Annotated in this window: 12 protein-coding genes; 9 read left to right on the forward strand and 3 right to left on the reverse strand. The window is 72.5% G+C overall.

The annotated features are described in order from the left end of the window. Positions 1-52 precede the first annotated feature (52 nt). From mftR to ACWAUO_RS11855, 3 genes are read left to right on the forward strand one after another with little or no spacing between them, the layout of a single operon-like run. A complete protein-coding gene (gene mftR / locus ACWAUO_RS11845) occupies positions 53-682 on the forward strand; it encodes a mycofactocin system transcriptional regulator (RefSeq protein WP_460775631.1) in 630 nt (209 codons plus the stop codon). Then, entirely contained in the window at positions 679-2,193 is a 1,515-nt protein-coding gene (gene mftG / locus ACWAUO_RS11850) for a mycofactocin dehydrogenase MftG (protein ID WP_460775633.1), read from the forward strand. The genes mftR and mftG overlap by 4 nt, the downstream gene beginning before the upstream one ends. Positions 2,194-2,252: 59 nt before the next feature. Beyond that, complete coding sequence (locus ACWAUO_RS11855) at positions 2,253-2,900, forward strand: hypothetical protein (protein WP_460775635.1); 648 nt, start codon at positions 2,253-2,255, stop codon at positions 2,898-2,900. Here the strand turns inward: ACWAUO_RS11855 and ACWAUO_RS11860 are convergent. Beyond that, positions 2,894-4,453: an amino acid permease gene (locus ACWAUO_RS11860; protein WP_460775636.1), complete on the reverse strand. Its 1,560-nt coding sequence runs from the start codon at positions 4,451-4,453 to the stop codon at positions 2,894-2,896. The genes ACWAUO_RS11855 and ACWAUO_RS11860 overlap by 7 nt on opposite strands. Before the next feature lie 199 nt (positions 4,454-4,652). Between ACWAUO_RS11860 and ACWAUO_RS11865 the strand changes: the two genes are divergently transcribed. The 6 genes from ACWAUO_RS11865 (at position 4,653) to ACWAUO_RS11890 (ending at position 10,247) form a co-directional block, all read left to right on the forward strand. Continuing rightward, a complete protein-coding gene (locus ACWAUO_RS11865) occupies positions 4,653-6,008 on the forward strand; it encodes a glutamine synthetase family protein (RefSeq protein WP_460775638.1) in 1,356 nt (451 codons plus the stop codon). After that, a complete protein-coding gene (locus ACWAUO_RS11870; protein WP_460775640.1) occupies positions 5,989-6,753 on the forward strand; it encodes a gamma-glutamyl-gamma-aminobutyrate hydrolase family protein in 765 nt (254 codons plus the stop codon). Before ACWAUO_RS11865 ends, ACWAUO_RS11870 begins: the two co-directional genes overlap by 20 nt. Then, entirely contained in the window at positions 6,750-8,111 is a 1,362-nt protein-coding gene (locus tag ACWAUO_RS11875; protein WP_460775642.1) for an aldehyde dehydrogenase family protein, read from the forward strand. The genes ACWAUO_RS11870 and ACWAUO_RS11875 overlap by 4 nt, the downstream gene beginning before the upstream one ends. A gap of 25 nt (positions 8,112-8,136) precedes the next feature. Next, on the forward strand, positions 8,137-8,910 hold the full coding sequence (locus tag ACWAUO_RS11880) for a 3-oxoacyl-ACP reductase (protein ID WP_460775644.1): 774 nt from the start codon (positions 8,137-8,139) through the stop codon (positions 8,908-8,910). Between the two features lie 35 nt (positions 8,911-8,945). Beyond that, a complete protein-coding gene (locus tag ACWAUO_RS11885; protein ID WP_460775646.1) occupies positions 8,946-9,662 on the forward strand; it encodes a FadR/GntR family transcriptional regulator in 717 nt (238 codons plus the stop codon). 177 nt (positions 9,663-9,839) lie between these two features. Next, on the forward strand, positions 9,840-10,247 hold the full coding sequence (locus tag ACWAUO_RS11890; RefSeq protein WP_460775648.1) for a dehydrogenase: 408 nt from the start codon (positions 9,840-9,842) through the stop codon (positions 10,245-10,247). A 12-nt stretch (positions 10,248-10,259) separates the two neighbouring features. Here the strand turns inward: ACWAUO_RS11890 and radA are convergent, their stop codons facing one another. Both radA and ACWAUO_RS11900 read right to left on the reverse strand, forming a co-directional pair. Further along, positions 10,260-11,633, reverse strand: coding sequence for a DNA repair protein RadA (gene radA / locus ACWAUO_RS11895; protein ID WP_460775649.1), 1,374 nt, complete (start codon positions 11,631-11,633; stop codon positions 10,260-10,262). A 160-nt stretch (positions 11,634-11,793) separates the two neighbouring features. Further along, positions 11,794-13,155, reverse strand: a complete 1,362-nt coding sequence (locus ACWAUO_RS11900) for an amidohydrolase family protein (RefSeq protein ID WP_460775651.1) — start codon at positions 13,153-13,155, stop codon at positions 11,794-11,796. Positions 13,156-13,214: the final 59 nt, after the last annotated feature.

Genomic DNA, 13,214 nt, shown 5'->3' on the forward strand with positions numbered 1-13,214 from the left:
GCCCTTCCGTCTGACGGAAAGCCCCGGCATCCGGACCCGCGAGGAGGCGGTGATGGCCACTCGCGACGACGCCGCCGAACCGGTCACCGAGGCGCGCCCGCGGCTCGGCCGCGCACCTGCGACGACCCACGGCGAGCTCAGCAACCTCGCACTGGAATTGTTCCTCGACCGGGGGTTCGAGGAGACGACCGTCGACGACATCGTCCGCGCCGCAGGGATCGGGCGCCGCACGTTCTTCCGCTACTACGCCTCGAAGAACGACCTGCCCTGGGGTGACTTCGACCAGATGCTCGAGCGCATGCGCGGGCACCTCGCCTCGCTCGACCCGACCCTGCCGCTCATGGACGCGCTGCGGCACGCGATCGTCGAGTTCAACCGTTTCCCGGCGGCCGAGTTGCGTCTGCACCGCGAGCGGATGCGGCTGCTGCTGCGGGTGCCGACCCTGGTGGCGCACTCGGCGCTCCGCTACGCCGCGTGGCGGCAGGTCGTCGCGGAGTACGTCGCCGAGCGGATCGGGCAGGATGCGGACGGACTGGTGCCGCAGGCCGTGGCCTGGTCGTGCCTCGGGCTCTGCCTCGCCGCGTACGAGCAATGGCTCTCCCGTGAGGACGCCGACCTCGTCGCGCTCCTGGACGAGTCGTTCCGGCAGCTCGCCCTCGCCTACCGGACGGAGCACGGATGACACGGACGATCGTCGTCGGCGGCGGGGCCGCCGGGATCCCGCTGGCGGTGCGGCTCAGTGAGGACCCGGACCGCGAGGTCGTCCTCGTCGAGGCAGGGCCGGCCCCCGAGGAGTATCCCGCCGACCTCCGCGACGGCACGTCCGTGCAGGGGGCGATGCCCGGGCATCCGTTCTCGTGGTCGTACCTCGGCCATCTCACGCCCGACCGGCCGTACACGGTGGCCCGCGGCCGGGTGCTCGGCGGGTCGAGCGCGATCAACGGCGGCTACTTCGTCCGCTCCCGGCCGGAGGACTTCGCCCGGTGGGCGCGCGCCGGCGGCGCCGACTGGTCGCCGGAGGCGGTCGGGCCGGTGTGGGCGGCGCTCGAGCACGACCGCGACGTCGGCGACCGGCCGGGCCACGGCTCGTCGGGCCCGATGCCGATCGGCCGGCCGCCGCAGGACGGCGTGCTGGCCGGGGCGTTCACCGCGGCCGCACGGATGCTGGGGTTCCCGGCCGAGCCGGACAAGAACGCCGCCGGCGCCCCCGGTGTCGGGGCGGTGCCGAGCAACGTCGTCGACGGGGAGCGGATCAGCACGGCTCGGGCGTACCGGGCCGACCTGGCCGCCCGGCCGAACCTGCGCGTCCTGCCCGAGACGCGTGTGCTGCGGGTGCGCTTCCGGGGGACGCGGGCGGTCGGGGTCGAGACGACCGCGGGTGTGCTGGACGCCGACGAGGTCGTGCTGTGCGCGGGCGCGATCGGCACCGCGCACCTGCTGCTCGCCTCGGGCGTCGGCCCGGCAGCGCACCTCGAGGCCGTCGGGGTGCCGGTCGTGGTCGATTCCCCGGTCGGCCAGGCCTTCTCCGACCACCCCGACCTCAACGTCGGCTGGCGGCCGACGCGGTCGCTGGACGACCCGGCCGAACGGTTCGCGTTCCCCACGGCGCTGCAGCTCTCCTCCTCGGACCGGCACCCGCAGGGCGACCTGGAGGTGCTGCTGTCGGTGAAGTCGCTGGGCCACCTGCTGACCGGCTCGTCGGTCGCGGCGAACGAGCACTTCGCGCAGGCCGAGGACCTGCAGCTCATCGTCGCGCTGCAGCGGCCCGAAGGCCGCGGCGCGATCACCCTGCAGTCGACCGATCCGCTGGTCGCGCCGCGGATCGACTACCGGTACCTGGAGGAGTCCGACGACCGGCGGCGGGCGCGCTTCGGCATCCGCACCGCCGTCGCGCTGCTGCGGGCGGACCCCTTCGACGGCGTCTTCGACCGGCTCACCGAGCTCGACGACGACACCCTCGGCGACGACGACCGCCTGGACGACTGGATGCGGTCGCACCTCGGCACCGCGATCCACATGTCCGGCACCGCGCCCATGGGGCCGGTCGTCGACGGGGCGGGCCGGGTCCACGGGGTGCGCGGGCTCCGGGTCGCCGACACGTCGATGCTCCCCGACGTGCCCTCGCGCGGTCCGTTCGCCACCGCGGTGTTCCTCGGCGAGCACGTCGGTCGCCTCATCCGGGACGGCCGCTGACCCCGCATCCGGCCGCCGTCGCGTCCGGATCCGGTGCGCGCAGAACGTAGCCTTGAAGGGTGAGCTCCACCGCCCCCCGACGCCGGCCGAGCCCCGCCGTGTACCGGCGGCGGCGCCTCGCCGTGCTGATCCTTCTTCTCCTGGTCGTCGGCCTGATCTGGCTGTTCGTCGCGCAGCCCTGGCGCGGCGACGACACGGCCGCGCCGACCCCGTCGGAGACGACCGCGACGCCGACGGCGACCGCGTTCCCGACGCCCAGCACGTCGCCGAGCGAGACCACGCCTGCCGCGACGGGTGACGCGCTGCCGGAGTGCACGCCGGGCACCGTCACGGTCGAGGCGGTCACCGATCAGGCGACGTACGGCGCCGGTGAGTACCCCGAGTTCTTCATCCGCCTCACCAACTCCGGCGGCGACTGCCGGATGAACGTCGGCACCAGCACGCAGTCGTTCATCGTGACCAGCGGCAGCGAGAGCTACTGGCGCTCCACCGATTGTCAGACCGAGCCGAGCGACATGATCGTCACGATCGGCGCCGGCCAGACCGTGACCAGCGCCTCCCCGGTCGTCTGGGACCGGACCCGCTCCTCGGTCGACTCGTGCGACGGCCCGCGGCAGGCGGCGCCCGCCGACGGCGCCTCGTACCACCTGGCGGTCGCGATCGGCGGGATCACCTCAGCCGGCACGGCGCAGTTCCTCCTCTACTGAGCCGCGGGAGGCCGGGGCCTCTCGTCGAAGACCTCCTTCTCCATCGCGTCGTAGCCCTCGGCCTGCGGGTCGCCGTGGACGCCGCCGGAGAGCGCGTACTCCTCCTCGGGGGACAGCACGAGCCGGTGGCGGAAGAAGACCGCGAACCCGATGAGGATCACCGCGTACACCACGACGATCGCGATGATCGCGGGCAGATACGTGGGGTTCAGGAGGAACCCGACGAAGATGAGCGCCGCGATGACGGCCGCGATCACGGCGCCCGGCACGCCCCACGGGCTCCGGTACGGCCGGTGCACGTCCGGGTACTTCCGGCGCAGGATGAGGAACGACACGAGCTGCAGGAAGTACGCGAGCACCGCGCCCCACACCGCGATGTTCAGGACGATCGCGCCGGCGACCGCGCCGACGTCCTCGTTCACGGCGGCGAGCCCGTCGAGCACCACGAGCGCGATGAAGCCGATGACCGCCCCGACGACGAGCGCCACCCACGGGGTCTGGCGTTTCCCGGTCAACGACAGCCACCGCGGGTAGTACCCGGCGCGGGAGAGCGAGTACATGTTGCGGCCGTACGCGAACATGATCCCCTGCAACGAGGCGAGAAGGCCGACGAGCGCGAACAGGGCGAGCACCGCCGCCAGCCCGTCGCCGACGATCGCGCGGAAGCCGTCGAGCAGCGGCTCGCCGGCGACACCGGTGGCCTCGGCGCCGATCACGCCGGTGTTCAGCACGAGCACGAGGATGCCGGTGACGATGAGCGTCCCGCGGGCCCAGAAGCCGGCCCGCGGGATGTCGCGCACCGGGTCGTGCGACTCCTCCGCCGCGAGCGGCAGTTCCTCGATGCCGAGGAAGAACCACATCGCGAACGGGAGGGCGAACAGGATCGGCAGCACGCCGTGCGGCAGGAACTCGGTCTGGCCCGGGTCGGGGGCGATGTCCCACAGGTTCGCCCAGCTGAACGCGCCGGAGAAGATCGCCATCGCGGAGAACACCAGGATGATGCCGATCGAGATGACCGACACGACAATCGCGAACCGGAACGAGATGTTCGCACCCGCGGCGTTCAGGGCGATGAACACGGCGTAGAGGATGACCCACCAGATCCACGCCGGCATCGAGAAGCCGAGGAGCTCCGAGGTGATCGCATCGGCGTAGGCGGACGAGAAGTAGACGATCACCGCGGTCGTCGCGACGTACTCGATCGTCTCCGCGGCGCCGGTGATGAGGCCGCCCCACGGGCCCATCGCGGTGCGGGCGAACGAGTACGCACCTCCGGTGTGGGGCATCGCGGCGGCCATCTCCCCGATCGAGAAGATCATCCCGTAGTACATCGCCACGAGGATGATGAAGGCGATCGTCATGCCGCCGAAGCCGGCGAAGTCGATGCCGAAGTTCCAGCCGGAGAAGTCGCCGGAGATGACGGCGGCGACCGCCAGGCCCCACAGCCCCCAGACGCCGGCGGACCGCTTCAGGGTGCGCTTCTGGAAGTAGTCGCTGCCGGCCCTCGTGTACGTCGCCCCGGAAACCTTGCGCGAGGCACTGCTGTCAGACATCCGTCCTCCGTTGAACGTCGGTGGTGCGAACAGGGCGGGCGCGCCGTCGCGCTCGTCATTGCGGATGATTGTGGCGGCTAATGGCAGGCCGCGTCTACCTTTACGGATGACTTTCTCGTTACAGTGGGGCACCAGCGCGGCCGCAAGGGTGAGCGAAAGGTAGGTCCGTCCGCATCCGCCGGACGAGAAGGGACGACGCATGCCGGGCAATCTCACGGTCGCCGAACTGTCGGCGGCGATCGATTCGGGCGAGATCGACACGGTCGTCGTCGCCTTCACCGACGCGCAGGGCAGGCTCGCCGGCAAGCGCGTCTCCGGCCGCATGTGGCAGGACGTCGTCGCCGCCGACGGCGCCGAGGCCTGCAACTACCTCCTCTCCGTCGACGTCGACATGAACACCGTCGACGGGTACGCGATGGCCGGCTGGGAGACCGGGTACGGCGACATGGTGCTCGTCCCCGACACCGCGACGCTCCGCCGCATCCCGTGGCAGCCCGCCACCGCGCTGGTCATGAGCGACCTGCGGTGGGAGAGCGGGGATGCGGTGCCGCAGGCGCCGCGGAGCGTGCTCGACCGGCAGCGGGCCCGCCTCGCCGACCGCGGCCTGGTCGCGTACGCGGCGACCGAGCTCGAATTCATCGTGTTCGACGACACGTTCCGTGACGCGTGGGCGAAGGGCTACCGCGACCTCACCCCGTCGACCGATTACAACGTCGACTACAACCTCCTCGCCACCACCCGGGTCGAACCGCTCCTCCGGGACATCCGGCGCGGTATGGAGGGCGCGGGGCTGTACTGCGAGGGCGTGAAGGGGGAGTGCAACCTCGGGCAGCAGGAGATCGGGTTCCGGTACGCCGAAGCGCGCGAGACCGCCGACCAGCACACGATCTTCAAGAACGGCGCGAAGGAGATCGCCGACGCGCACGGCAAGTCGCTCACCTTCATGGCCAAGTTCAACGAGCGCGAGGGCAACAGCTGCCACATCCACCTGTCGGTGCGCTCGGCCGACGGCGAGGCGGTCATGGCGGGCGATGGCCCCCACGGGTTCAGTCCGCTCATGGAGCACTGGATCGCCGGTGTGCTCGCGACGCTGCGGGAGTTCACCCTCCTCTACGCCCCGACGATCAACTCGTACAAACGGTTCGCGAAGGGCTCCTTCGCGCCCACCGGCATCGCGTGGGGGATGGACAACCGCACCTGCGCACTCCGGGTCGTGGGGCACGGTGCGGGGCTCCGGGTGGAGAACCGCGTGCCCGGCGGCGACGTCAACCCGTACCTCGCGATCTCGGCGATCATCGCGGGCGGACTGCACGGGATCGAGCACGAACTCGCCCTGCCCGATCCGCTCACCGGAAACGCCTACGACGCCGGCGTCGAGACGCTCCCCACGAACCTCCGGGATGCGGCCGAGCTGTTCGCCGCGTCCGGGATCGCGCGGGCCGCGTTCGGCGAGGAGGTCGTCGCCCACTATCTGAACCAGGCACGCATCGAGGTCGAGGCCTACGAGGCGGCCGTGACCGAGTGGGAGCGGGTCCGTGGCTTCGAACGACTCTGAGCTCCCGGTCGTCGGGCTGACGACCTACCTCGAACGTGCGAGGCAGGGCGTGTGGGACGTCCGCGCCTCCTTCCTGCCCGAACAGTACGTCGCATCCGTGACCGCCTCCGGTGCCGCGGCGGTGCTCCTGCCGCCGCAGGCTTCGCCCGAACGCTCCGCCGAGGCGGTGCTCGACGGGCTCGACGGGCTCATCCTCACCGGCGGCGTCGACGTGCAGCCGGAGCTGTACGGTGCCGCCCCGGATCCGGCGACGGACGCACCCAGACCCGACCGCGACGCGTGGGAGCTCGCACTCCTGCGTGGTGCCCGCGAGCGCGGCATCCCCGTGTTCGGGATCTGCCGGGGGATGCAGCTCATCAACGTCGCTTACGGCGGCACGCTCCACCAGCACCTGCCGGACCTCGTCGGCTCCGACCGGTACAAGCCGGGGCGCGGGGTGTTCGCCCGCAACACCGTGAAGGTCGATGACGGCACCCGGCTCGCGGGGCTCGTCGGGGCCGGGGAGGTGACGGTGCACAGCTACCACCACCAGGGCGTCGACCGGGTGGCGGACGGGCTCACGGTGACCGCGCGCAGCGACGACGGCCTCGTGCAGGCGTTGGAGCTCCCCGGCGACGACTACCTCGTCGCCGTCCAGTGGCACCCGGAGGAGAACGCGGAGGACCGGCGGCTGTTCCTCGGGCTCGTCGCCGCCGCGGCCGCGCACCGGGCCGCATCCACACGAGGAAAGGGCGTGCCGGCATGACCGAGCTCACCGTCGTCGACCCCACGACCGCGCAACCGATCACGACGCTCACCCGCGCCGACGTGGCGGACGTCGATGCCGCGGTCGCGCGCGCGGTCGCCGCCCAGCGCGACTGGGCCGCGCTCGCGCCCGGTGCCCGCGCCGACGCCCTGCGTGCGTTCGCCCGGACGGTCGGGGAGCACGCCGAGGAGCTCGCGCGGCTGGAGGTGCGCAACTCCGGCCACCCGATCGGGTCGGCCCGGTGGGAGGCGGAGCACGTCGCGCAGGTGCTGAACTACTCCGCGGGGGCGCCGGAACGCCTGATCGGAGCGCAGATCCCGGTGCCGGGTGGCCTCGACGTGACCTACCACGAGCCCTACGGCGTCGTCGGCGTCATCGTGCCGTGGAACTTCCCGATGACGATCGCGTCGTGGGGGTTCGCGCCGGCGCTCGCCGCCGGCAACGCGGTCGTGCTCAAGCCCGCCGAGCTCACCCCGCTGACCGCGGTCCGGCTCGGCGAGCTCGCGCTCGAGGCCGGGCTCCCCGAGGGGCTGTTCCAGGTGATCGTCGGTGCGGGATCGGTCGTCGGGCAGCGGTTCGTGTCGCACCCGGAGGTGCGCAAGGTCGTGTTCACCGGCTCGACCGATGTCGGCGTCTCGGTGGCCGCCGACTGCGCGCGGATGCTGAAACCGGTCACCCTCGAGCTCGGCGGCAAGAGCGCGAACATCGTCTTCGCCGACGCCGACCTCGAGCGGGCCGCGGCGGCGGTCCCCGCATCCGTGTTCGACAACGCGGGGCAGGACTGCTGCGCCCGGAGCCGCCTGCTCGTCGAGCGGCGCGTGTACGACCGCTTCCTGGAGCTGCTCGAGCCGGCCGTGCGCGACTGGCGGGTCGGGGACCCGTCGGCGGAGGGCACCGACATGGGGCCGCTCATCTCCGCCGCGCACCGTGAGCGGGTCGCCGGGTTCCTCGACGGCGCCGACGTCGCGTTCCGCGGCAGCGCCCCCGACGGGGAGGGGTTCTGGTTCGCGCCCGCGGTCGTGCTCGCGCGCCCCGGTGACCGGATCGCGCGGGAGGAGGTGTTCGGCCCGGTGGTCGCGGTGCTGCCGTTCGACGACGAGGCCGACGCGATCCGCCTCGCCAACGACACCGTGTACGGGCTCGCCGGGTCGCTCTGGACCGAGAACCTCGGCCGCGCGGTGCGGGTGTCCCGCGCCGTGAAGAGCGGCGTGCTGTCGGTGAACTCGCACGCTTCCGTTCGCTACTGGACGCCCTTCGGCGGCATGAAGGCGTCGGGCCTCGGCCGCGAGCTCGGCCCGGATGCGGCCGAGCACTTCACCGAGACGAAGAACGTCTTCTACGCCACCGACCCCGCGTGAGCGGCCCGAGAGAAGGAGAGCGCACATGGACCTGACCCAGCGGCTGAAGGACCGGGTGGCGATCATCACGGGCGCGGGCTCCGGCATCGGGCTCGCCACCGCGCGACGCTTCGCCGCCGAGGGTGCACGCGTCGTCGTGGCCGACCTCGACCCCGGGGCGGGGGAGCGCGCGGCGGCCGAGGTCGGGGGCGAGTTCCGTGCCGTCGACGTCGCCGACGAGGCATCCGTCGACGCCCTGTTCGACGGCGTCGCGGCCGATCACGGCCGGCTCGACATCGCCTTCAACAACGCCGGCATCTCACCCGCCGACGACGACTCGATCGAGACGACGGAGCTTCCCGCCTGGCAGCGGGTGCAGGACGTCAACCTCAAGAGCGTGTACCTCTGCTCGCGGGCGGCGCTGCGTCACATGGTCCCCACCGGTCGCGGCTCGATCATCAACACCGCGTCGTTCGTGGCGCTCCTCGGTTCCGCCACGTCGCAGATCTCCTACACCGCATCCAAGGGCGGGGTGCTCGCGCTCAGCCGGGAGCTCGGCGTGCAGTTCGCCCGGCAGGGCATCCGCGTGAACGCGCTGTGCCCGGGACCCGTGAACACCCCGCTGCTTCGCGAGCTGTTCGCGAAGGACCCGGAGCGCGCGCAGCGCCGCCTCGTGCACGTGCCGGTGGGGCGGTTCGCCGAGCCCGAGGAGCTGGCGGCCGCGGTGGCGTTCCTGGCGTCGGACGACGCGTCGTTCATCACCGCCACCGCCTTCGTCGTCGACGGCGGCATCTCGAACGCCTACGTCACCCCGCTGTAGCGGGAGGTGCGGGACGCACAGAGGAGAATGGGAGCATGGGGACCGAGGGACTGGAAGACGTGCGGCGCGCCGTCTACCGACCGGTCCGCCGCACGAACGCGCTCGAGGACACCGTCTCGCGGCTCGCGCAGACGATCCGCATCGGCATCGTCGCCCCGGGTGAGGCGCTCCCGCCCGAGCGGACGCTGGCCGAGATGTACGGCGTGAGCCGCGACACCGTCCGCGAGGCGATCCGCGAGCTCGCCGACACCGGATTCCTCGTGCCCCGGCGCGGCCGGTACGGCGGCACGTTCGTCGCCGACCCGTTGCCCCGGCCCGAGGACCCGCTCGAGGTGGACGCCGCCGAGATCGACGACGTGCTCGGGATGCGGCGCGTGCTCGAGGGCGGTGCCGCGCGGGCGGCCGCGCAGCGCACCATGACGGCCGAGGAGCGGGACGCCCTGTGGCGCCGCCACACGACCGCGGCCGAGGCGGGACTCACCGAGTACCGGCGCCTGGACTCGCTGCTGCACCTCACGATCGCCGAGGCCGCCGGCATCCCCTCGCTCGTCCCGCTCATCGCCGAGAACCGGGCGCACGTGAACACCTGGCTCGACGCGTTCCCGCTGCTCCCGCGCGCCATCGAGCACTCGGAGGCGCAGCACGAGCGGATCGTGCAGGCGATCCTCGCCGGGCGGGCGGATGCGGCCGAGGCGGCCATGCTCGACCACCTCGCCGCATCCGAGACGCTCATGCGGGGCTTCCTCGCCTGACCGCGCCCGCGTGTCCGCACGCCGGTGGTCGGCCGGTGGGCCGGCTCGCCTGTCGCTTGGTGCTGCTGCGCGCCGCAGTTCGCGACAGGTGAGCGGGTGGGTGTGCGGTATGCGGCGGAGGGATGCGGCGGCGACGGGCGCGGCAGGGGGCGCGGGCGCCGACGATACGCTGGAGGCATGGCGGGGAAGAAGCGGAAGAAGCCGCAGCCGGAGTTCCGGAACACGGCGCTCGGTGACGCACTGCAGACGCAGGACATGGCCGCGGTCGCCTTCGCGCTCCGGCACGGGCCGACCGTCGTGCCGCTCATGCGCCCGGGCGCCAAGGACAACCCGCTCGACCAGGGCGAGGTGTGGACCTACCGCGACCCGAACACCGGCCAGGTCGCGCTGCTCCTGTTCAGCGACGCGCTGCACAAGCCCGAGACCTTGCCGCCGGCGGTCGCACTGCAGGACCCGCAGACGCTGCTGCGCTTCCTCAGGGCGCACCGCGACGAGATCACCACCGTCTTCTTCGACATCGCCGGGCCGCATCCCATGCAGGCGACCCCCGACGACATCATCGCCGCGCTCACCATCGAGGCCTGAGCGCGGCCCGGGTCAGAACCCGGCGACCGCCGCGGGCGGCTCCGGATCGGTCTGCCGCGCGATGACCTGCAGCAGCATGAGTGCGTTCGTCACGTCGAGGATGGACGCGTCGACGAGCTCGTCGTAGCCGAGTCGCCTCGCCTCCGTGCGCCGCTGCGAGAGCTGCGTCACGGCGCGGATCTCACCGGTGAGGCTCAGCTCGCCGAACGCGGCGACCTTGTGCGGCACCGGCTGGTCGGTCGCGGCGCTGGCGATCGCGAGCGCGATGGCGAGGTCGGTCGCGGGCTCGGTGAGCTTCACCCCGCCGACCGTCGACACGTACACGTCGCGCTCGCTGAGCCGCAGCCGCGCGCGGCGCTCGAGCACCGCGAGGATCATCGCGACGCGCGACGACTCGACGCCGTTTACCACCCGGCGCGGATTCGGACCGGATGCGGGCACCACGAGCGCCTGGATCTCCACCGGCAGCGCCCGCTTGCCCTCGAGGGCGATCGCGACGCACGTGCCGCTGACGGGGGAACCGGTGCTGAGGAACAGTCCCGACGGGTCGGGGACCTCGGCGATGCCGTCGCCGGTCATCTCGAAGCAGCCGACCTCGTCGGTCGGGCCGAACCGGTTCTTCAGCGCACGGACGAACCGGAGCGACGTCTGCCGGTCGCCTTCGAAGTGGCACACCACGTCGACGAGGTGCTCGAGCAGGCGCGGGCCGGCGATCGTGCCGTCCTTCGTCACGTGCCCGACCATGAGCACCGGGAGCGAGCGCTCCTTCGCGACGCGGACGAGCGTGGCGGCGACCTCGCGCACCTGGCTGGGGTGGCCGGCGAGCCCCTCACTGAGGGCGGACGACACGGTCTGCACGCTGTCGACGATGAGCAGGCCCGGATCGACCTCGTCGACCTGTCCGACGAGCGCCGCGAGGTCGGTCTCGCTCGCGATGTAGAGCTCGTCGTGCAGGGCGCCGGTGCGCTCCGCCCGCAGCCGCACCTGGGCGGTGGACTCCTCGGCGCTCACGTACAGCACGCGGTAGCCGTCGCGGGCCGCCCGGGCCGCGACCTCGAGCAGCAGCGTCGACTTGCCGACGCCGGGCTCGCCGGACAGGAGCACCGCGGCGCCGGGGACGATGCCGCCGCCGAGCACCCGGTCGAACTCGGCGACGCCGGTCGCCCGCCGCGGCGAGTCGATCGTGGACAGCTGCGTGATCGGCCGGGCCCGCCGTTCGCCGGACGGCGCGGCGGGCGTGAACCCGCGCAGGACGCCGGTCTGCTGGGTGGCTTCGACGACCGTGCCCCACTGCTGGCACTCGCCGCAGCGGCCGGCCCATTTGGCGGTGGTCCAGCCGCACTCGGTGCACCGGTACGGGGCGGGGGCGGGACGCTTCGTGGCCATGCCCTCAGGCTACGCGGCGCCCCCGACATCCTCGGTTCCGCCCCCCGCCGCCGTGCGCAGAACTCAGGACATTCCGCGCACCCCGCCCCGCAGCCCGCGGAACGGCGGCGACCGCCGCAGGATGTCCTGAGTTCTGCACAGCGCGACGAACGCGCCCGGCTCAGCGCATGAGGCCCTCGGGCTCGGCGACCGAGGCGAGGTAGGCGCTGCGGCGCTCGAAGAGGTCCGGGATGCGGCGGCGCGCCCGCTCGATGATGTCGCCGAGGTCGGCGCTCACGAGTTCGCCGCCGTCGACGAGCACGCGCCCTGCGACCATCGTGAGGTCGACGTCGCTCCCGCGCACCGCGTGCACGAGGTTGTGGTGGATGTTCGCGTAGCCGCCCGCGGGGAACAGCGGCGTCATGCGCGGGGTGTCGGTGCGGACCGCGACGAGGTCGGCCTGCTTGCCCACCTCGAGCGAGCCGAGGCGGTGCTCCTGCCCGATGGCGCGGGCGCCGCCGGTGGTGGCCATGCCGAGCACCTGCCACGAGTCCATCGCGGCCGCGTCCATCTTGCGGATCTTGCCCATGAGGGACGCGACCTTCATCTCCTCGAACATGTCGAGGTTGTTGTTCTCCTTCTCGCCGTCGGTGCCGAGCCCGACCGCGACGCCGGCGGCGAGCAGCTCGGCGACGGGCGCGAAGCCGCTCGCGAGCTTCATGTTGCTCACCGGGTTGTGCGAGACGCTCACCCCGCGGCGCGCCATGAGCGCGATCTCGTCGTCGTCGAGCCATACGGCGTGCGCGATCATCGTGCGCGGCGTGTCGAAGAAGCCGAGCCGCTCGAGGGCGACCATCGGCCGCGCCCCGGTGCGTTCGGCGAACAGCTGCACGTCGAGCTCGGACTCGCTGCAGTGCGTGTACAGCCCGGTGCCGTACTGCTGGGCGAGCGCGATCGCCCGCCGCTGCCCGGCGTCGTCGGCGTAGAACGGATGCTCCAGCCCGACCCACGGCATGACGCGGTCGTGCCCGGCCCAGGCCGTCAGCATCCGCTCGTTGTCGTCGAGGGTGTCGAAGTAGTCGTAGTCGGGGTGCTCGCCGACGTAGTTCACGGTGACGACGCGGTTGCCGAGGGCGTCGGCGGCGCGGGCGGCGCCGTCCATGTAGCGCCACATGTCCACGACCGTGGTGGTGCCGGAGAGGAGCCCCTCGGCGTAGCAGAGCCAGGCGGCGGCCTCGGCGTCCTCCGGCAGCAGCACCCGGTGCATCGGGTCGATGTGCAGCCGCAGCCACTCCCACACCGGCAGGTGCTCGGCCGTGCCGCGCAGCAGGCCGGAGTGGTGGTGCGCGTTGATCAGCCCCGGCATGAGCACGCGGTCGGCGAGGTGCCGGTGCACGGCGTCCGGGTGGGCGGCGCGGAGATCGGATGCGGGGCCGACCGCGACGATCACGTCGCCGTCGATCGCGACGCCGGCGTCGGTGAGCACGTCGTGGGCGTCGTTCATGGGGACCACGACGTCGGCGGTGAGGAGCTGGATGGGCATGGGGCGGCCAATCTGGGTGGAACGGTGGGGCGCCACCATTCGACCGGGTCGCCGTGACG

It is taken from the genome of Microbacterium sp. GXF7504 (assembly GCF_054798235.1).